The organism is Erwinia piriflorinigrans CFBP 5888, from assembly GCF_001050515.1.
Taxonomy (GTDB): domain Bacteria; phylum Pseudomonadota; class Gammaproteobacteria; order Enterobacterales; family Enterobacteriaceae; genus Erwinia; species Erwinia piriflorinigrans.
In genome coordinates this window covers 31,899-50,061 of sequence record NZ_CAHS01000021.1, presented here as the reverse complement: position 1 = coordinate 50,061, position 18,163 = coordinate 31,899, and the positions used below count along the sequence as shown (strand labels likewise).

The window sequence follows — 18,163 nt, the reverse complement described above, 5'->3', positions numbered from 1 at the left end:
ATCATTATGCTGTATTGCCTTCGCGGTGAAATACCCTAAATGTCAGTGCTGCGCTAATTGCCGACATTTTTTCCTCTTTGTGCGGGTCACGGATGCGCAGTGTGGGCGCGAGCGTTGATAACCAAAATCGCCCGGAGAGTGTTTTATCCACTGACGTAAAGTGCGCAGATATGCCCAAAAGGCCAGCGTCGTCCGCGTCCAGGTTGAAGCGATTTCGAACCGTGGATGCCATGAAGTGTAAACCAGTTTATCCAGCGTCCAACGGAAGAACGGGCACAGCCCAGCGCTCTGGCAACGTCACTGACACATTCACCCCGATACAGAATCAGCACGGCCGTCAGTCTACGGGCATGATCTTTATCACGCGTTTTATGGATAACTTTCTGTATCAGTCGTCGCGGGGAATTGGTGCGATATCGGCATAGCTCATTCCGGGCAGAGTTCCCTCTAAGCGATCTACTATTCCGCGCAGCTATTTAGTATATTATTAATACCATTTATTGTATTTAATATATATTAAAGAAACGATAATTACCCATAATATGCTAATAGGTGCTGCGTAGCCAGGGATGAATCGTATAAATAAATACACGCCTGTCACAATGATTGCGGCAGGTATCAAATAGAAAAATGACTGGAGTAACCATAAAATTGTACGTTTCATTTGCGTAAAATCTCATACAAAGCATCTGCGATTTTTTCTTCGTTGTTATCTCCAGAATTTACCTGGTAAATTATTTCAGACATTTTAGATTCAATAAGAAAGTAAAGCATTTCAATATTTTCTTTGCATAAGGCCTGATAATATGAATAGTCTTGGAATTTAAGCCTGTTAGCGGCTGATGCGGCTATTTGTGCTTTTGCATAAAGCGTTGTTCCGTTCACAAACCATGTTGAGAAGGAGTTAACAAGTTTTATATGGTTTTTTTTGAAATCGGTGCTGCCGAGCACTAAATTGGCAATGGTTAATGACAGAGCCAGCTTGCTGGCTTTGGTTGAAGCATGTTCTGCTGCTTTACCTAACAAATTTTGGATATGAGACACAAGGTTATTGCTTTTTTTATCTCCAAGTTTTGTTAAGGTTTTACGGAAATATATTTCAACCATATCCAAAGCAACATCGTTCCTATCATATATCTCACCTAACGCGAGCACTAACCTTTTGTCTTCTCTCCATGTATCGCGGCATGAACTACGATAATATTCATTCGGGACGAGGCATGAACCATAATTGATGAGCCGCTGCCCACCCAGTTTTATCTTTTCAATAGTAGATATATGATCTGCATGGATGTCATTAAGTGAATTTGTTAATGCAATAGCTAATTTCTTATTGGCCTGCATTTTCAATTGCAAATAGGCTTGTGACATACATTAGGTCCTTGTTGTATCATTTACCCAATTTTTGATCATGTTCGCTAACAAGGGCAAGAAATAAGATGGGAAAAACGAAAAAAACGCTGATTTATGTTCCAGTTGTTATTATTTTCTTTCTAATTATACCGGAGGTTGTTCTTCGTGCACTAACATCCGAGCAGCTCGCGAGGTTGAGTGATTTCACAAGCTTAGGGGGAATGTTAAATCCTCTGCTTTCACTACTTATTTTTTTGGGCCTTTTCTCTATTGTTCTGGCTGTTGTCACTGTTTCCGTCGTGAGCAAAATCTATCGATCAAGGGCACGCTCTGAGAACAAGTGAAGCCTGGCATTACCGATAATCAGATTCATCAAAGCTATTCATGCATTGGGTGCATGAATCTGCCTGCTTCAGGGCAAAAGCGATCTGCTCTTCGGTATAACGCGTCTTTTTCATGCCGGATGATCTCATTTGTTCAGGGAAAGAAAGGCCGGAAAAACCACTTTACGCCGGTACTGAACAAAGGGAAGAGATCAGTGTTTATGCCGTCTTTTTTTTCTGGATTACAATGAGTTCCATATATCAGGTTAATCTGTTGAATGCCATGAAGATCGTTTTCAATGTAACCATGCCTATGGATGCGCGGGATACTTTCTTTTGTCATGACACGTATATGCGCTCCAGGTTGCTAAAAAAGGCGATTTATATAAAGGTAAGTGATTCTGATTACAGAGTCGCATTGCCATATAATTTTGAATATCAATTTTTAAGACTGAGATGCTTGGAATCCCCACCATACTACGCAATAATCCCTGTTGAGGATGCCGATAATTTAAAATACAGCCAGATAAGGCGGGGTTTTTATAATTTAATTACCGATCTTGATGCATTGTATTTGAAAAGCAGCGATAAAAGAATGAGGTGACGTCCATTTTCATGGGCCTGCTTTTTTACTCATTCATCAACGGGCTGTTTGCGCTGGCCTTAACTTCCTAATGAGTTCACTCTTTAATCATGAACTCACAAATCCCCGACATCCAGCGCCTGCTGCGCAACTTGATCTGTATCGGCACGGTTGTCGCCGTCAATCTTGACGACGGGCTTTGCCGCGTCGCGACCGGGAACACCACCACCGGCTGGCTGCACTGGCTGACGACCCGCGCGGGTAAAACCCGCACGTGGAATGCCCCATCCGTGGGTGAGCAGGCGATCGTCCCTTGCCTCGGTGGTGCGGTAATTGAGTACGAACCGGAAAACGGTGCGCTGAAGGCAACCGACATCCAGACCGCAACTATCCAGGCGGCAGAAAGTGAAAAGGCGTAGTGCGGCGGGGCCAACAAGCACCATGCAGGCATGGTAAACACCGCTGAGGCTGGACATTACATCGGTGCGGAGTACGCTTCTCTCACCGCGTGGATGAAGTCAGTACAGGTCGCCGATATTGCCGCCGCGCCAGATATTGTATGGCCGGAAAGGCCAGCCTGAAAAACAACCGCCCGTTGTAACGAATGTGGATTGTTATATAAATAAGTGAAAAGTCAGAGTGCTTAATTCTGCCACTCAATCATTTCATCCAGCCGTTTGAGAATGTCGGGGAAAAAGCTTTCATCAAGACCGAAACTGCCTTTAACCTGGACACTGTCAGCATGATTTTCTGGACGAAGAATAAAATCGACGGTCACGCTGTCAATACCCTGTTCATTTGTCAGTATCATATCCAGCTGATGAATATCACTCTGATAGTTAAACGGCTTCAGTTTTTGCTGATTAATCAAAGCCTGATGAAAAGCTGAAAATTCTTTTTTCAGAATTTTCAGCTCTCCAACGGTGAACTCGGTTTTGAACTGCACTTTCAGGCCACTGACAGAAAATTCCACCCATGACTGTATCCAGTCCCAGTGATGGTTCACAGGATCGGCTTCGTTGTCCGGGACACGTTCAAAAGGAGCGATGGCGAAAGTAAACTCTTCATTCCTGATATCAAACATTGAAGCTTTCCTGTTAGCTAATAAAAATATTTAAAATGAGATATTGTCCAGTCAGATTCTCTGACGACCACCTCAAATTTATACTTCTGGTGGACATACTCTCGCCGCAGCTTATCGAAGCGTAATTTATAAATTTCCGTTTCGTACCTGAACATCCCCTGACCTCCGCGAGGGTCAGGCATGCGTCTGCCGTATCGGATAGTTCTTTCCTGAATTTGCAAAGGTACATACCGGCTAGGTTGATACATATGTTTCGCTGCTGTTTCAGTCATTTTAAGGTTGCGCGCATGAAGACCAATCTTAAGCCTGCCGCGCAGAAATGAAATTGTGCCCTGACCTAACTTAGCGGAGATAGCTGCCCGCGTACCTTATTCAAATAATACACGGCCCGTGCGAAGGATACGGAAAACACCAAAGGCAATCAGTGCAATATCAGTAGGATCAATCAGTGGTGATTCAAGCGGAGCCTCTTCAAGACGGACAAAATGCCCTTCAATATCATGAACCTGCCATAAGCCCGGTGCCTGAGCTACCGTATAACCAATACACATGCCGCTGGTTTCATCCGTCACTGGTTTGGCATTTCTTGGTAAATTACGGGGCCGGATCTCAAAAAATACCCCTTCAGGTAATCTTGATTCAAAGGTGTAATAACGACCCGGATCTAGCTTTTCTGCCGTTCCTGAAATCATTCTCGTTCCCTCTCATTCATGATGAATGTTTATAGTGCCACAGGATGGTAAAACGATCATTGCCTGATAGTTGCACGCTCATCCTCAAACAAAACCGTAGCCGAATGCACCGCTCCGCCCCAGCGGGCAATCTGAGCTCACCCACTTAATGGCGTGCATCAGATGTCTGACTATCATCATGGCGTGCGCGTTGTCGAAATTAACGACGGCACGCGTACCATTTTCACCGTCTCTTCGGCCATCGCCAATGGCTGGCTCGTCCGGAGCTGTAAGTTATCTGGCTGAATGCCATGTGGAGTTTATTTTGATCCACCCGTTCAGAGAAGGTAACGGGCGCCTGTCGCGGCTGCTTTGTGATGTATTGTCGGTTCTTGCAGGAAAAGGCTTGCTGGATTACAGCTTATGGGATGAACACAAGACGTTTTACTTCAAGGCAATACAGGCAGGTGTATCAGGGAACTACAGCCCTATGATGCAACTGGTGAGCGACATCTTGCCAGATTAGCGGGCGAGGCCGACGGCTTTCGCCTGTGCCTGATTTTGCTTGAGTTGCTGCTCAATTTTCTGCACAGAAACACCGGTTTCTATCGCGGTTGAGCTAGCAACGGCGCGGTAGATTTGAGTTCTGGTAATCTGAGTATGTGCTGTTTTTTTTGTCATGTTGATAACCTCGTTTTGTTGCACTGATTTTAGTGTGGATAAGGAGAGCCCGCAAGGCTGCTATCAATTGAGATAGCCCGGTGAATGCCTACGGCTGTGGGGTCAGTCCAGTTAGCTCGATAGCAAAAAAATGGACGCTTACCGTTCAGTCCATGACAGGCAGATCAATTTTAATGAAGATTTTCTGACCCACGCAAAACCCACAAGACATCTTATGAAGAAGTAGACTCTAAACTCCTTGCGACACCGATCGATAGAAACAAAAAAGCCACTCGGTTAAGAGTGGCTTAATGCCCTGATTTAACAGGTAAATTCTGGTGGCCCCTGCTGGACTTGAACCAGCGACCAAGCGATTATGAGTCGCGTGCTCTAACCAACTGAGCTAAGGGGCCTGAGGCGCGGAATTATAATGTAACTGCGCGGTACGATCCAGCATTTAACATCTGTTTGATGCATTTTCAGGCAAAGCCACCTGGCAGGGAAGCAGTTGAATCTTAAACTTTATCTGGCAAGTCCCCATTCACACCTACCTTCAGCGTCCGGGACAATGCTCTGGATGATTAAATGCGACGGATTAACCTTTGTCTGCCTGCCTTCCACTCGAATGAATTTGGCGGTAGACAGCACTGCTCCAGTAACGGCTGCTGGCATGTTTTTCGCCCCGCCAGCCCAGCTTTCTTAGCTGGCGGGAAATCAGTTTATTCATAATGCCATGCCCCATCAGCAAGACATTGCCGTGCTCTGCCAGCTGGGTCAGCTGCTCTGCCGCCTGTACCGCGCGCTGTTTAGCCTGCGCGTAAGATTCCACCTTTCCGCTGTAGCCCAACAGCCACATGACGCGCAGCAGCGGCAGCCATATAAACGGTGGCAGAGTGGGAAATGCCAGTGGTATCGCCGGAAGCGCCACCTCGCTGTAAAGCCCGTCAATCATGTTTGCCGTCTTGCCGAGCTTGTCGAGGGAAGAGCGTGCACGCGGCAGCGGACTGGTAACGATAATATCCGCCTCTCCTGCAAGGCGCAGACTCCTGTCCGGAGGCCGATCGCAAATTTCAGCCAGATCGTAGGCATCGCACCATTGCATCATTGCCTGTGCAGAGCGGCGACCGGACGGCGGTTGATGGGGTTTTCCGTGGCGCATTAATGTGATGCTCATATTTATCCGCCTGATTATTGAGGTTTATTTTTTATCTTAGCGGCGGCTATGCGCGCCAATAAGCCTGCCATTCTTCACTCTGTCATCATTTTGTCATAACGCGATGTTATATTGGCAATGCAAGGATGCAACATGTAAGAATTTTCTTTGTTTATCCGCCTAATTTTCGGATGGAAGAAATATTTTCATTTTTGCATTCGATATAATATTCTGTTTTAACTGGTTTTTATTTATTTTTTTGATTTTCATTTCAAAAAAGTGCTTCTTTAATTGGTAAGGTACCTTGATTTATCTACACGCGTAGATACAATAAGCCTGTAGTGAAAATTCACGGTGCTTGATAGTTGTCAGCTACCACAAGATCAAATTTGCTTTACGTTACTTTTGCGGCTGGTCATTTTAGACCGTCGGCGTGAAGCAAATATAGCGTTCCAACACCAGGGAACTTTATAACGATCCTTAGTCATAGCTTTTTAACAGCGCATCGTCACTGGTGAGTTTTCCTCTGCGGAGGAGTGTGTGCCAGGGAAGGTGCCCAACAGTGCTCCTTATCTCAGGGAATTTCTCATGTCTACACCTCAATATGCTGCTCAGGATAGTGCAGCACCAGCCGATTCTGCGGCGGATGAACATCTAAAAACTCGCGAAGGACGTAAAGATTTCTGGCGTGCCACCTTCTCATGCTGGCTTGGCACCGCGATGGAATATGCCGATTTTGCGCTATATGGGCTGGCCGCCGGTATTATTTTTGGCGATGTCTTCTTCCCCGCCTCGACACCTGCTATGGCACTGCTTTCCACTTTTGCTACCTTTTCAGTAGGTTTTGTTGCCCGGCCGATCGGCGCTTTGTTCTTTGGCTGGCTAGGCGATCGCAAGGGGCGCAAAGTGGTGATGGTCTCTACCATTATCCTGATGGGCGCCTCAACCACCCTTATCGGTCTTATCCCCAGCTACGCTTCCATTGGCCTGTGGGCACCCGCCTGTTTAGTCCTGTTGCGTTTCACTCAAGGCTTTGGTGCCGGAGCGGAACTCTCCGGAGGGACGGTGACACTGGGTGAATATGCTCCGACACAGCGACGTGGCCTTGTTTCCTCGATCATTGCCCTGGGCTCTAACAGCGGCACGCTGTTGGCTTCTCTGGTGTGGCTGGCGGTGGTGCAGATGGATCAGCAGTCCCTGTTGGAATGGGGATGGCGTATTCCATTCCTGTGTAGCTCCCTGATTGCGCTGGTTGCGTTGTGGATCCGCCGTAACCTGAAGGAAACCCCGGTATTCGAACGCAAAAAAGCCGAACTGGAAGCGCAGCGTGCACGGGCGCGGATTGCCCTGCCTCCGGTACAGGACACGCGTGGTTTTTGGCGTCGCAGCCGGGCTTTTCTGACGATGGTTGGTCTGCGTATTGGAGAGAATGGCCCGTCTTATCTCGCTCAGGGGTTTATTGTCGGCTACGTGGTCAAAATATTGGCGGTGGACAAGTCGGTCGCAACCAGTGCGGTCATGATTGCCTCCCTGCTGGGATTCCTGATCATCCCGCTGGCCGGCTGGCTTTCGGACCGTTTCGGTCGTCGCATTACCTACCGCTGGTTCTGTCTGCTGCTGATCATCTATGCTTTCCCTGCCTTTATGCTGCTCGATTCGCGTGAACCTGCCATTGTTATCGCCACTATCGTGACGGGGATGGGGCTGGCGTCTTTGGGGATTTTTGGTGTGCAGGCGGCGTGGGGCGTAGAGATGTTCGGCGTGCAGCATCGCTATACGAAAATGGCCACCGCCAAAGAGCTGGGATCGATTCTTTCCGGCGGCACGGCACCGATGGTGGCAGCAGCGCTTCTCTCGTGGACCGGACACTGGTGGCCGATTGCCACCTATTTCGCGGTGATGGCGGCGATAGGTTTCCTGACCACTTTCGTGGCGCCGGAAACGCGCGGGCGCGATCTTAACGCCGAGGAAGATGCAATATAACCTCGGATTAACACGCCAGGGATATTGGGGCCAGAGACTTTCTCTGGCCTTTATTGTTTTGATATTTAAGGGAGATCAGTATTGGCGAAACAGATTAAGCAGCACGCCACCCGAGCTGATGTGGCGAAGGAAGCGGGAACATCGGTGGCGGTGGTCAGTTACGTAGTGAATAACGGCCCACGCCCGGTCGCTCCGGCAACGCGCGAAAGGGTACTGGCTGCCATTAAGAAAACCGGCTACCGCCCAAACAACGTAGCGCGTGCGCTAGCTTCGGGAACCACCAAAACATACGGACTGGTGGTGCCAAACATCGCTAATGCGTTTATTGCTTCCCTTGCCCATGAACTGCAACAGGAAGCGCTGGCCAACGATATGGCTATGTTGTTAGGTGATGCTGGCGACGACCGTCAACGCGAGCTGCAACTGATCAATAATCTTTTGAGCCAGCAGATTAACGGGCTGATCTATATCAGCGTCGACCGCCATCCTTATATTGATATTTTACAAGCCAGCGGTACGCCGTTCGTGATGCTCGATCGGGTTGATCCGGCTTTGCAGGTCAATGTCTTGCGCGTAGATGAACGTGAAGCCGCGCGTCAGGTGACGTCCCATCTGTTAAGCCACGGCTATCAGGAGGTCGGTATCATCTGCGGTCCGCTGGAAAGGCTCAATTCACAGGACAGGCTGCATGGGTGGCGCGAAGCGCTGGCTGAATATGGCGTCCATGAGCGTGCGGAATGGGTGTTTTCCACGCCTTACACCCGGGAGGGAGGCTACCCTATATCAGCGTCGACCGCCATCCTTATATTGATATTTTACAAGCCAGCGGTACGCCGTTCGTGATGCTCGATCGGGTTGATCCGGCTTTGCAGGTCAATGTCTTGCGCGTAGATGAACGTGAAGCCGCGCGTCAGGTGACGTCCCATCTGTTAAGCCACGGCTATCAGGAGGTCGGTATCATCTGCGGTCCGCTGGAAAGGCTCAATTCACAGGACAGGCTGCATGGGTGGCGCGAAGCGCTGGCTGAATATGGCGTCCATGAGCGTGCGGAATGGGTGTTTTCCACGCCTTACACCCGGGAGGGAGGCTACCAGGCGGCAAAACGCATGCTTGAGAGCGGCACGCTTCCGCGTGCGCTGTTTGCCACCAACGAAGCGCAGGCCATCGGCTGTACGCGTGCGTTGTATGAGCACGGTGTGCGGGTTCCGGAACAGATAGCGTTGGTGTGCTTCAACGGAACCGAACAATCTGCTTATCACCAGCCATCACTGACTACCGTACGTCAGCCGGTGCGTGAGATGGCAAAGGCCGCCATCAAAATGCTGGTGAACGGCAAAAGAGAAATCATGCTGCGTGAGTTTTCACATCAACTTGAAATTGGCGAGTCTTGCGGTTGCAAGCTGGCCCGATAATAAAAAGATAAAGACAGATGAAACGTTTAATTATTGATTGCGATCCGGGGAATGGTATTGCGGGAGCCAACGTTGACGACGGACTGGCTATCGCGCTGGCGCTGTCCGCGCCGCAGATCTCGCTGGAGCTGATCACCACCGTGGCGGGGAATACCCAAAGCGAGATCGGCTACAGCGTAGCAAAAGATCTGATCGAGCGCTTAGGGCTGTCGGTGCCGGTAGTCAAAGGTGCGGATACCGCATTGAATGAACCGAGCGCCCCGTGGCGGGCCGCGCTGGATTTGCGTGTGCACAGTCATCAGCTGGCACATTTGTGGCAGGGAGTGCGCCAGCCGCAACCCTGGGCACCACCGCCAGAGGACGCTGCCGATGCTATAGGGCAGCTTATTTGCGCCCATCCGGGTGAGATAACCTTAGTGGCAATTGGCCCATTGACTAACGTTGCCCTGGCGCTGGAACGTTACCCGCACATGGCCGATGCGGTGCAGGAAATTGCCATTATGGGCGGTGTATTTGCGCTGGATGACTTTATCAAAGACACCAATTTTGGTATCGACCCTGAGGCAGCACACAAGGTACTGACCAGCGGCGCGAATATCACTCTGGTACCGATGGATGTCACCAGCCAAACGCTGATGACTCATCAGGATCTCGACCGCATTGAGCAAATAGATACGCCGCTGGCGCGTTTCGTTACCGAGACGCTGCGCCCGTGGATCGATTATTCCATGCAAACCCGGCGTCTGGCGGGTTGCTGGATACATGATGCGTTGGTCGTCGCCTGGTTACTGAATCAGCAGGTCGCGACTGCGGCAGACTACTTTGTCAATGTGGAGCTGCGCGAAGGCATGACGCGCGGTAAATCATGGCGTTTTCGTCAACCGCTGCGGCTTGATGTCGGCATCGGCCAGCCGGAGGGCGGCCTGGTGCAGGTGCTTAAAACGGTGGACAACGCCTTGCTGCTGGCCATGCTGGAGCACAATCTGGCCCTGCCGTTGCGGTAGGTCATCCCCGTTACCATGAGAGCGGGCCGGTGATCTCCGGCCCGCACTGCAGATCACTTTATCGACCGCTGCCAGCGCCAGCGATCGATAACCAGCAGAACCAGCAGACTGACGCCCATTAAGGGTAAACTCACCGCGACCAATACCGTCAATATCAGCAGCAGCAGGCGGGAGCCTGGCGCTAACTGCTGCCAGCAGCCCAGCAGCGTATCCAGTGGAGAAATCCGCCCTCTCTGCGGGCGTCGCAGCCACCACATGCGATAACCGATGGCAATCATTAGGCACAGTCCCAGGCCAAACAGCGCCAACACCAGCTGGTTAGCGACACCAAACAGCACGCCCATATGTGCATCGACGCCCCAGCGTGTCAGCTTAGCCAGCAGGCCGTACTGAGCAAACTCCACCTTATCAACAATCGTATTATTGCGTGGGTTCACCGCCACGCTATCCACCTGAGTCGGCCAGCTGCGGTCCGTCTCGCTCACCGTCCAGGCTTTATCTGCACGGTAAGACGGCCGCATCTCCAGCTTCGCCGCATCAATGCCAGCACCACGCGCTGCGCGCAATACGCTATCGAACTCGAGCGGATTGAGGGTAACCGCCGCACCATCGTGCATCATGCTGCTATGCCCGTGGTGCTCTGCGTGCTCGTCCATCACCATCGCCGGTGCAGGTTGCAATGAGGTATTCACCCCCGGCGTCATCCAGCCAAAATGGCTGCGCATCAGTGAGATGTTATCTCCGGCCCAGCGTGACCAGGTCAGCCCGGTTGCAGAGAAAAACAGGAGTCCGAGCAATAGCAGAAGCCCAAGAGTCGTGTGCCAATGACGAAATCGGCCCAGGCGCTGCTCATCTGACGCTGTCCGGCGCACTCTGCGGCTGCTCGCCCACAGCAACGCACCACCCAGTGCGGCAACCCACAGCCAGCTGGCTGCCAGCTCACTGTAATGGCGGCCCACATCGCCCAGCAGCAAATTGCGGTGCAGGTAATCCAGCCAGGTTCGAAAGGGTAATATGCCGCTGGTGCCGTAAGCCGTTAGCTCTCCGCGTACCTCAAGGGTTTTGGGATCGATAAACACGGCGCGAGTTTCCGAGGGGCCAAGATCCTCACGGAAAAACATTACGCGGGTGGTGTCGCCCTGATGAGGCGCGGGGCGCACGGCGGCAATCTTCATGTTGCTACCGATAAATTCGCTGGCACGCGCCACCTGCGCGGAAAGCGGCTGGTCAATGCCGGTTGACGAGGTAAAAAGCTGCCGGTGATAAAGCGCATTTTCTAACTGAGGCGTAACGACATACAGGGTGCCGGTGAGTGCGGCAATGAAGATAAACGGGGCGATAAACAGCCCGATGTAAAAATGCAGACGACGAAGCAGCAACAGCAGGCTGCTTCGGGATGAGGGTTGCTGTGACATGAGTTCTTCCATCCGCCTGTTTAACAGGCATAAACACGGTTCTGTGGGCTGCCCACAGGTCAATATGTAAAGGGATTAAGGTATCGGATGGCAGCGGGGTGGGGCGCGCGGATGAAAGAAACGTGGCGTCAAAAGGGCGATCGGGGCCTGGCACAGCGGCACGTCCGGTACGGCTGCCGCCTGCAAAGATGACCACAGCAGCGGCGATGGAAACAGATCAAGGGGCAGGTGCACCAGCAGCACGCAGTAGCCACAGGCACTGTCATCCATGATCGGCACTGGAGCGTGTTTTGTGCTGCTGACGGCAAAGTCTGCCTCGACCAGCGGTGTATTATCCGCCGTCATCTCCATCTCCATCCCCTGATGCATCATCACGCCACTGCCGCCATGGTGTTGCGCCAGTGATTTTGAAATCACCGGAGCAATAAACAGCAGCAGTACGGCCAGCAGGGCAGAGCATGCGGCAAAACGACGATGAATGGCGGAGTGCAGGATTGAGGAGATCCTTTTTCAGTACCAGGAATAATCTGTCAGATTGTACTGGAATTTACCGCGTGAGGTGCAAAGTAATCGTGCCACCTGGTTTTATTGTGGTTAAGCGGTCTGCCAGAGTGTGATGCATCTGACAGAAATAGTGTTACCGGGCTAATGATTCTTCTGGTAACACAATATCGCTTATATTTACATGCTGACGCAAAGACTGACATAAGCGCCGGGAGTGAGTCAGTGCTGACATGTTATAAACAAATCATTAACATTTCATTCCGCACTCAGACAGGACGCAGCCTAATGACCAACTGGACTTCCACCCAGCGCAATGTGGCGTTTGCCAGCTTTGCCAGCTGGACGCTGGACGCATTTGACTTCTTTCTTCTGGTTTTTGTACTTAGCGATATCGCCGCTAATTTCAGCACCCCTATTTCCGATGTCTCACTGGCGATCATGCTGACGCTGGCGGTACGGCCTGTCGGCGCGCTGCTGTTTGGCCGCCTGGCGGAAAAGTATGGGCGCAGGCCGATCCTGATGGTCAATATCATCACTTTCACCCTATTTGAGCTGCTGTCCGCCTGGTCACCAACGCTGACATGGTTCCTGTTTTTCCGCGTGGTGTATGGAGTGGCGATGGGCGGCGTATGGGGTGTGGCCTCGTCGCTGGCGATGGAAACCATTCCCGATCGTTCAAGGGGATTAATGTCAGGAGTCTTTCAGGCGGGCTATCCCTGCGGTTATCTGCTGGCTTCAGTGGTGTTTGGGGTGTGCTATTCGCTGGTGGGCTGGCGTGGGATGTTTCTCATTGGCGCACTGCCGATCCTGCTGCTGCCGTTTATCTGGTTTAAAGTGCCGGAATCACCGGTATGGCTGGCGGCGCGCCAACGCAAAGAGAGCGTGGCGCTGTTGCCGGTGATAAAAAGCCACTGGAAGCTGTGTGCTTATCTGGTGCTGTTGATGGCCTGCTTCAACTTTTTCAGCCACGGTACGCAGGATCTCTACCCGACCTTCCTTAAAGTGCAGCACGGGCTGGAGCCGCACATCATCAGCATCATTGCTATTTGCTACAACATTGCGGCGATGCTGGGCGGGGTTTTCTTTGGCGTGCTGTCAGAGAAGATTGGCCGTAAAAAAGCCATCATGATCGCCGCCATACTGGCACTGCCGGTCTTGCCGTTATGGGCCTTCTCCAGCGGTTCCTGGGCCATCGGTATCGGCGCATTTCTAATGCAGTTTATGGTGCAGGGCGCGTGGGGCGTGGTGCCGACCTACCTGAGCGAACTGGTGCCAGCGAATGCGCGTGCGGTGCTGCCGGGTTTTGTCTACCAGCTGGGCAACCTGATTGCTTCGGTGAATGCCACTCTGCAATCCGGCATTGCGGAAGCGCACGGTAATAACTACGGCCTGGCGATGGCCATCGTTGCGGGAGCGGTGGCGGTGCTTATCTGCCTGATTGTCGCCGTCGGCCGTGAAACGCGCGGCATCAAGATTTCGGGTCAGCCTTGAGCAACACGGAGACCAGACCCTGCGGGTGGTTCGCCTTAGATATATATGAACCAAATGTATGAAAGAACTATGCGACCGTTTTGCGGCGTCGTTCGATGAGTGATGCCGCGATGGATTCGATTTCCTGAAAGTCTTTTGACGCACTATTTCGCAACGCAAGGTTCCATTTACTGAGTACGTGAGCGTTAATAACAAGCTCGCTGCCCTCTTTCAGTCGGCCATTCTTTAATAGCCATTGAGCAACGTTAGCCCAATCCCAAAGTGGAGACTGGCCTTTGATACGCTGGAGAGGGCAAGGGAAGTCGCCGCTGCCGCGAGTGCCATCTTTCAGCATCGCTATCGCCTGGCGTGACATTTCCGTAATTTCTGCAATGTCACTCAAACCTACAAGGGCAGAGTCAATAGATTCAACAATAGCGCCGATACCGGCTGACTCGATATTTTCAACCGCTGATGAGATAGCCTCATCCAGAGAGTCAGCTTCGCGGTCGAACTCAACATAGACGGAGTTTCCATATGCGCAAATCAGCGCATCGTCACAGCCGCTTTCGTACAGCGCGTCTTCCAGTCCTTCTGTCTCATACGTTACGCCTGAGAGTGTCAGAGTGAAGTTATAAAGCGCCATAGTACCTCTTCGTTGAGTATTCGGAGTATTCTCTTATTCGGTAAGAGGTCGTTGTCGCCCCCCCTTACCGGGCAAAATCAAGGGCAGTGGTTTACTTTGCGCCTGATTTGCTTGGCATGGTTCTCAGCACTTTTAGGCGTCGACCATACGCTCATTTTGTGATCTCGGTGTTCACCTTCTGAATTGCCACAACGCAACTTGCAAAAGCAGTGAGCAGAATCGCCCGGTGGAACCCAAACCCAGCCTTTACTCAAAGCATATTCAATGGCTGCTTGAATATGCTTGTTCGGATGTATCTTCATTCGCCTCCGACAATATGATTCTATTATCAGTGTTGACACTTGTCAACGGTGAAGGCGATTCATCCGTCCATGTCCCGACCCCGTTGTCGCAAACTGTCTACGGCCAGCTTTTAACGGTGCATAGATTATCAGAACAAAGCAGCTTAACAGCTGCATATCATGTGGCAGCATAAAAGACACCCTGAATACCGACGGCATGCACCATCGTTACATCGGTCGGGTATGTATCTGAAGGCCATGTGAACATAGCCCGTACAACACAAATAGCAGTTTGGCTCCCATTACATTATGTTCAGTGCTCTTTGAGTATGGGGAAACGTTTATTGATCAATGAGTCAAGTCGCTAAATATCAGGCGGAATCGCGTCAGGTCACGATAATGTTGCTGATTGCTACAGGGTATCTACAGGCTTGCTGAGGGGTTTTTTTACCGCATCATGAAGACTAAAAACGGTATTACGCCCTTGACTCTTTGCCAGATATAATGCGCGATCGGCATGAGCCAGCGCCTTGTCAAAATCATCGGCAATTAACGGCGCAACACCCAAGCTGATGGTGACATGAGCCGCCACCTTTTCGTTGAATGTGTGGGGAATTTCCAGACTCATAACGAACTGGCGAATTCGTTCGGCCTGCTTCACGGCAATGGCTTCGTTCACGTTGGTCAGTAATACCAGAAATTCTTCTCCGCCATAGCGGGTAACGATATCGCGGGAGCGCACTGCGTCGCGAATGGCCCTTGATACGCGCATCAGTGCCTTATCGCCCAATGCATGGCCGTAATTGTCGTTATAAGATTTGAAATTGTCGATATCCAGCAGCAGAACATAGTGATGGCCGGTATGGTTACCGATGATATCTTCCAGCCGGTTCTTCAGCCCGCGTCGGTTATACAGGCCGGTGAGCGGGTCCAGCATACTCAGGTCACTGTAGGTTTCTTTCTCTTCATAAAGCTTCCTGACAAGGCGCCGGGTGAAGTTATCTCGTTGGCGCATCATCAGATGATGCAGGGTAAAACCAATCAGTGGCAGAACAATAATAAACAGGATAATCAGCGTACTCTGACCTTTGTCCAGCGTCAGTACCGCGACAGAGGTCGGTGCGGTGTGCAGCAAGAAGGGCAGCAGATAATCCCCCAGTGCAATCGCGCTGATAAAGAACACGCTGACCAGAGCGACCAAAAGATAACCGCTTTCGAGATAATCAGCCTGCTGATAGCGGATAGTAATGTGCCAGGCCCAGAGGAATCCGCTCAGTGCCGTAGCGATATTTAATAGCGGAGAGGTGGCGACAGGCTTGAAAAACATCCACGTCAGTGTGACGACACTGATGATGATAATGGCGATGGTCGGCGTGGTGACCGTCAATGTGTCATGGCGAATGACGCGAAGCAGACAAAAGGTAGCAGTTGCGGTGTTGAGAAAAAGAAATAGCATCAACGATAGCCGGTGCTTGCTGTCCAGTAACTCTTCGTAGCTTTGTACATTCATTATGTTTGCTCGTGACTGTCCTGAAATATCAAAGTGCTACCACCGTTAAGCCACTGATCTAGATGCTGAATAGCTTGAATTTATCGATTTAGGATTTTTCCGAGTTATTGTCGTGGTCAATCTATCATTTAAATACATAACTGTCATCCGTAAGGATAATGCCCCAACATTTTTGCTGAAAAGTGAGAATAATTATCATATGATATTGGTAATCATTATCATTTATATGTGTAGGGGAACGTCTGATGTTGGGCAAAAGACTGGATAGTGGCTGGGGTGTACTGGTGCCCTGTGCAATGATGCCATTGCTGGCATTGATGGAGCTGTCATTTAGCGAATGGCGATTGCTGATGGTGGTGGCGTTTTTGGCAACGGTAATCATGCTGTTTCATAAGCGTCTGCGGCACTATCTGCTGTTACCCTCCTGCATGGCTCTGGCGGGCGGATTGGCGGCAATCTCTGTGAATTTCAGCGGAATATAACTAAAAATGGCACAGGGATGAGAAAAACAAGGGCAACGATGATTTTTTTGCGGCTTAGCGCGATGGAAGAGGGGGAATCAGGGGCATTCAACATGGTGCGAAGAGAGGGACTTGAACCCTCACGTCCGTTAAGACACTAACACCTGAAGCTAGCGCGTCTACCAATTCCGCCACCTTCGCGTCCTGTTGAACTTATTCATATCACCGCATTGGTGCGAAGAGAGGGACTTGAACCCTCACGTCCGTTAGGACACTAACACCTGAAGCTAGCGCGTCTACCAATTCCGCCACCTTCGCGCAGATGCTGCGTAATATGAATATCGTGGTTTTTGGTGCGAAGAGAGGGACTTGAACCCTCACGTCCGTTAGGACACTAACACCTGAAGCTAGCGCGTCTACCAATTCCGCCACCTTCGCATACCCGCAACATAACAAGGTTATATCGCAACCACGGAGGCGCATTCTAGAGGTTTTCCCCGGGAGGTCAACAGTTATTTCTTGGGGTTTAAGCAAACGCTGTAAAAAGCATCGGGCGGGTGGGGATCACCTGAAAAACAGCAAGGGCGGAAAACGTATCCGCCCTGATACGCAGGGTTATTTTTTAGGCGGTCGGCTTTTTACCGCACGATAAACCTTAAAGCGTCCGTTTTGCAGCAGCACTTCATGGTTACCGAAGGCTTCGTCCAGCACCTGCGGGTATGGCAAAAAGGCGTTAGCAACAATACGTAACTCACCGCCGGTATTCAGATGGCTTACCGCGCCACGGATCAGCGTCTGCGCCGCATCCAGACTGGTCTGCACGCCGTCGTGGAAAGGCGGGTTAGAGATAATCATATCGAAACGCCCGCTGATATCGGAGTAGACATTACTGGCGAACACCTCTCCTTCCAGCTGGTTGGCCGCCAGGGTGGCTTTGCTGGAGGCAATCGCCGCCGCATTAACATCGGTCAATGTCAGGCGAACTTTGGGTGAGAAGCTGGCCAGCATGGCGGAAAGCACCCCGGCACCGCAGCCGACATCCAGCACTTTGCCTTTCATATGCGGCCTGAGGGTCGAGAGCAGCAGCTGGCTACCGACATCCAGGCCATCGCGACTGAACACCCCGGGTAACGTTTTGACGGTCAGTTCACCCAGCGGATATTCATCCCAGAATGTGTCGGCATCAAAGGTAGGATGGCTGTCGAGACGGCCATGATAAAGACCGCAGCGGCGGGCACTATCGATTTTTTCCAGCTTCGCCCAATCGGCCACCATTTGTTCAGCGCTACGCACACCGCTGCGATTTTCGCCAACCACAAAAATATCGCTGCCGGTCGGCAGCAGAGCCAGCAGGTTTTGCAGCTGGTACTGCGCTTCCGGCTTGTTCTTTGGCCAGTAATAGACCAGGGTATCACAGTCGGCTACCGTCTCTGCGCTGGCAAAGAGACCATAATGGGCATTTTCCCCCAGTACGCGACTGAGGATCTGCCAGTGATGATATTGCTGGGTGTGTACCCGGCTCAGCGCGGTTTCCAGTTGGGCGGGCAGGTCATCCTGCAAATCGCCAGCAAACAGCACGCGGCGTTGAGTAAATTCATCACTGTGGCGCAGTATCACTTCACTGGCCGGGGTAAATGCGGACATCGATGG

Annotated in this window: 16 protein-coding genes, 4 tRNA genes and 6 pseudogenes; 10 read left to right on the top strand and 16 right to left on the bottom strand. The window is 51.2% G+C overall.

Annotated features, from left to right (window positions below; all coding sequences use genetic code 11):
- Positions 1-43: 43 nt before the first annotated feature.
- Both EPIR_RS18390 and EPIR_RS14600 read right to left on the bottom strand, forming a co-directional pair.
- Positions 44-392 (bottom strand): annotated as a pseudogene (locus EPIR_RS18390) (helix-turn-helix domain-containing protein); the annotation flags it as partial.
- A 268-nt stretch (positions 393-660) separates the two neighbouring features.
- Positions 661-1,371, bottom strand: coding sequence for a hypothetical protein (locus EPIR_RS14600; protein ID WP_023656232.1), 711 nt, complete (start codon positions 1,369-1,371; stop codon positions 661-663).
- Between the two features lie 438 nt (positions 1,372-1,809).
- Between EPIR_RS14600 and EPIR_RS14590 the strand changes: the two genes are divergently transcribed.
- The 3 genes and pseudogenes from EPIR_RS14590 to EPIR_RS18790 form a co-directional block, all read left to right on the top strand.
- The gene (locus tag EPIR_RS14590; protein ID WP_048697779.1) at positions 1,810-2,280 is read left to right on the top strand and encodes a hypothetical protein; all 471 of its coding nucleotides are present in this window, start codon (positions 1,810-1,812) and stop codon (positions 2,278-2,280) included.
- Positions 2,281-2,369: 89 nt separating this feature from the next.
- Positions 2,370-2,660: pseudogene (locus EPIR_RS14585) on the top strand (phage baseplate assembly protein V); the annotation flags it as partial.
- A gap of 39 nt (positions 2,661-2,699) precedes the next feature.
- Positions 2,700-2,840, top strand: a pseudogene (locus EPIR_RS18790) (tail fiber assembly protein); the annotation flags it as partial.
- A 62-nt stretch (positions 2,841-2,902) separates the two neighbouring features.
- Here the strand turns inward: EPIR_RS18790 and EPIR_RS14580 are convergent.
- The gene (locus tag EPIR_RS14580) at positions 2,903-3,343 is read right to left on the bottom strand and encodes a WapI family immunity protein (RefSeq protein WP_023656228.1); all 441 of its coding nucleotides are present in this window, start codon (positions 3,341-3,343) and stop codon (positions 2,903-2,905) included.
- 368 nt (positions 3,344-3,711) lie between these two features.
- Positions 3,712-4,035 carry a hypothetical protein gene (locus tag EPIR_RS19120; protein WP_023656226.1) on the bottom strand — a complete coding sequence of 108 codons (324 nt, stop codon included), beginning with the start codon at positions 4,033-4,035 and terminating at the stop codon, positions 3,712-3,714.
- Positions 4,036-4,271: 236 nt separating this feature from the next.
- Between EPIR_RS19120 and EPIR_RS14570 the strand changes: the two are divergent.
- Positions 4,272-4,540 (top strand): annotated as a pseudogene (locus EPIR_RS14570) (Fic family protein); the annotation flags it as partial.
- On the opposite strand, the gene EPIR_RS18780 reads toward EPIR_RS14570, so the two are convergent.
- The 3 genes from EPIR_RS18780 to EPIR_RS14560 all read right to left on the bottom strand — a co-directional run bounded on the left by EPIR_RS18780 (position 4,537) and on the right by EPIR_RS14560 (position 5,848).
- A complete protein-coding gene (locus EPIR_RS18780) occupies positions 4,537-4,695 on the bottom strand; it encodes a hypothetical protein (RefSeq protein ID WP_023656223.1) in 159 nt (52 codons plus the stop codon). The pseudogene EPIR_RS14570 and the gene EPIR_RS18780 overlap by 4 nt on opposite strands.
- A 315-nt stretch (positions 4,696-5,010) precedes the next feature.
- Positions 5,011-5,087 (bottom strand) — tRNA-Ile (locus EPIR_RS14565).
- Between the two features lie 182 nt (positions 5,088-5,269).
- Positions 5,270-5,848, bottom strand: coding sequence for a histidine phosphatase family protein (locus EPIR_RS14560; RefSeq protein ID WP_023656222.1), 579 nt, complete (start codon positions 5,846-5,848; stop codon positions 5,270-5,272).
- 567 nt (positions 5,849-6,415) lie between these two features.
- Between EPIR_RS14560 and EPIR_RS14555 the strand changes: the two genes are divergently transcribed.
- From EPIR_RS14555 to EPIR_RS14540, 4 genes and pseudogenes are all read left to right on the top strand, one after another.
- On the top strand, positions 6,416-7,810 hold the full coding sequence (locus EPIR_RS14555; RefSeq protein WP_023656221.1) for an MFS transporter: 1,395 nt from the start codon (positions 6,416-6,418) through the stop codon (positions 7,808-7,810).
- A gap of 81 nt (positions 7,811-7,891) precedes the next feature.
- Positions 7,892-8,587 (top strand): annotated as a pseudogene (locus EPIR_RS14550) (LacI family DNA-binding transcriptional regulator); the annotation flags it as partial.
- Positions 8,588-8,589: 2 nt separating this feature from the next.
- Positions 8,590-9,222: pseudogene (locus tag EPIR_RS14545) on the top strand (substrate-binding domain-containing protein); the annotation flags it as partial.
- Positions 9,223-9,239: 17 nt separating this feature from the next.
- Positions 9,240-10,226 (top strand): nucleoside hydrolase, encoded by a 987-nt coding sequence (locus tag EPIR_RS14540; protein WP_023656218.1) that lies wholly within the window; start codon positions 9,240-9,242, stop codon positions 10,224-10,226.
- Between the two features lie 53 nt (positions 10,227-10,279).
- On the opposite strand, the gene EPIR_RS14535 is transcribed toward EPIR_RS14540, so the two are convergent.
- Both EPIR_RS14535 and EPIR_RS14530 read right to left on the bottom strand, forming a co-directional pair.
- Positions 10,280-11,653: a PepSY-associated TM helix domain-containing protein gene (locus EPIR_RS14535; RefSeq protein ID WP_023656217.1), complete on the bottom strand. Its 1,374-nt coding sequence runs from the start codon at positions 11,651-11,653 to the stop codon at positions 10,280-10,282.
- 63 nt (positions 11,654-11,716) lie between these two features.
- Entirely contained in the window at positions 11,717-12,091 is a 375-nt protein-coding gene (locus EPIR_RS14530; protein ID WP_338043467.1) for a DUF2946 domain-containing protein, read from the bottom strand.
- A gap of 339 nt (positions 12,092-12,430) precedes the next feature.
- Here EPIR_RS14530 and EPIR_RS14525 point away from each other — a divergent pair, with 339 nt between their 5' ends.
- Positions 12,431-13,636: an MFS transporter gene (locus EPIR_RS14525; protein WP_048697771.1), complete on the top strand. Its 1,206-nt coding sequence runs from the start codon at positions 12,431-12,433 to the stop codon at positions 13,634-13,636.
- A gap of 67 nt (positions 13,637-13,703) precedes the next feature.
- Here EPIR_RS14525 and EPIR_RS14520 read toward each other — a convergent pair whose 3' ends face one another.
- From EPIR_RS14520 to EPIR_RS14515, 3 genes are all read right to left on the bottom strand, one after another.
- On the bottom strand, positions 13,704-14,261 hold the full coding sequence (locus EPIR_RS14520; RefSeq protein ID WP_023656214.1) for a hypothetical protein: 558 nt from the start codon (positions 14,259-14,261) through the stop codon (positions 13,704-13,706).
- A 77-nt stretch (positions 14,262-14,338) separates the two neighbouring features.
- Positions 14,339-14,563 (bottom strand): hypothetical protein, encoded by a 225-nt coding sequence (locus EPIR_RS19115; RefSeq protein ID WP_072066047.1) that lies wholly within the window; start codon positions 14,561-14,563, stop codon positions 14,339-14,341.
- 391 nt (positions 14,564-14,954) lie between these two features.
- On the bottom strand, positions 14,955-16,052 hold the full coding sequence (locus tag EPIR_RS14515; RefSeq protein ID WP_023656213.1) for a GGDEF domain-containing protein: 1,098 nt from the start codon (positions 16,050-16,052) through the stop codon (positions 14,955-14,957).
- A gap of 245 nt (positions 16,053-16,297) precedes the next feature.
- Here EPIR_RS14515 and EPIR_RS14510 point away from each other — a divergent pair, with 245 nt between their 5' ends.
- Positions 16,298-16,534, top strand: a complete 237-nt coding sequence (locus tag EPIR_RS14510) for a DUF1435 domain-containing protein (protein WP_023656212.1) — start codon at positions 16,298-16,300, stop codon at positions 16,532-16,534.
- A 93-nt stretch (positions 16,535-16,627) separates the two neighbouring features.
- Here EPIR_RS14510 and EPIR_RS14505 read toward each other — a convergent pair.
- The 4 genes from EPIR_RS14505 to rsmC all read right to left on the bottom strand — a co-directional run bounded on the left by EPIR_RS14505 (position 16,628) and on the right by rsmC (position 18,157).
- Positions 16,628-16,714: transfer RNA gene (locus tag EPIR_RS14505), tRNA-Leu, on the bottom strand.
- A 30-nt stretch (positions 16,715-16,744) separates the two neighbouring features.
- A tRNA-Leu gene (locus tag EPIR_RS14500) sits at positions 16,745-16,831 on the bottom strand.
- Between the two features lie 33 nt (positions 16,832-16,864).
- Positions 16,865-16,951 (bottom strand) — tRNA-Leu (locus tag EPIR_RS14495).
- 177 nt (positions 16,952-17,128) lie between these two features.
- Positions 17,129-18,157, bottom strand: coding sequence for a 16S rRNA (guanine(1207)-N(2))-methyltransferase RsmC (gene rsmC, locus EPIR_RS14490; RefSeq protein ID WP_023656211.1), 1,029 nt, complete (start codon positions 18,155-18,157; stop codon positions 17,129-17,131).
- Between the last annotated feature and the right edge of the window lie 6 nt (positions 18,158-18,163).

Bases quoted from the DNA above. Each gene is read 5' to 3' on its own strand.
- EPIR_RS14600 (WP_023656232.1), bottom strand. From the start codon at position 1,371: ATGTCACAAGCCTATTTGCAATTGAAAATGCAGGCCAATAAGAAATTA.
- EPIR_RS14590 (WP_048697779.1), top strand. From the start codon at position 1,810: ATGCCGGATGATCTCATTTGTTCAGGGAAAGAAAGGCCGGAAAAACCA.
- EPIR_RS14580 (WP_023656228.1), bottom strand. From the start codon at position 3,343: ATGTTTGATATCAGGAATGAAGAGTTTACTTTCGCCATCGCTCCTTTT.
- EPIR_RS19120 (WP_023656226.1), bottom strand. From the start codon at position 4,035: ATGATTTCAGGAACGGCAGAAAAGCTAGATCCGGGTCGTTATTACACC.
- EPIR_RS18780 (WP_023656223.1), bottom strand. From the start codon at position 4,695: ATGACAAAAAAAACAGCACATACTCAGATTACCAGAACTCAAATCTAC.
- EPIR_RS14560 (WP_023656222.1), bottom strand. From the start codon at position 5,848: ATGAGCATCACATTAATGCGCCACGGAAAACCCCATCAACCGCCGTCC.
- EPIR_RS14555 (WP_023656221.1), top strand. From the start codon at position 6,416: ATGTCTACACCTCAATATGCTGCTCAGGATAGTGCAGCACCAGCCGAT.
- EPIR_RS14540 (WP_023656218.1), top strand. From the start codon at position 9,240: ATGAAACGTTTAATTATTGATTGCGATCCGGGGAATGGTATTGCGGGA.
- EPIR_RS14535 (WP_023656217.1), bottom strand. From the start codon at position 11,653: ATGGAAGAACTCATGTCACAGCAACCCTCATCCCGAAGCAGCCTGCTG.
- EPIR_RS14525 (WP_048697771.1), top strand. From the start codon at position 12,431: ATGACCAACTGGACTTCCACCCAGCGCAATGTGGCGTTTGCCAGCTTT.
- EPIR_RS14520 (WP_023656214.1), bottom strand. From the start codon at position 14,261: ATGGCGCTTTATAACTTCACTCTGACACTCTCAGGCGTAACGTATGAG.
- EPIR_RS19115 (WP_072066047.1), bottom strand. From the start codon at position 14,563: ATGAAGATACATCCGAACAAGCATATTCAAGCAGCCATTGAATATGCT.
- EPIR_RS14515 (WP_023656213.1), bottom strand. From the start codon at position 16,052: ATGAATGTACAAAGCTACGAAGAGTTACTGGACAGCAAGCACCGGCTA.
- EPIR_RS14510 (WP_023656212.1), top strand. From the start codon at position 16,298: ATGTTGGGCAAAAGACTGGATAGTGGCTGGGGTGTACTGGTGCCCTGT.
- rsmC (WP_023656211.1), bottom strand. From the start codon at position 18,157: ATGTCCGCATTTACCCCGGCCAGTGAAGTGATACTGCGCCACAGTGAT.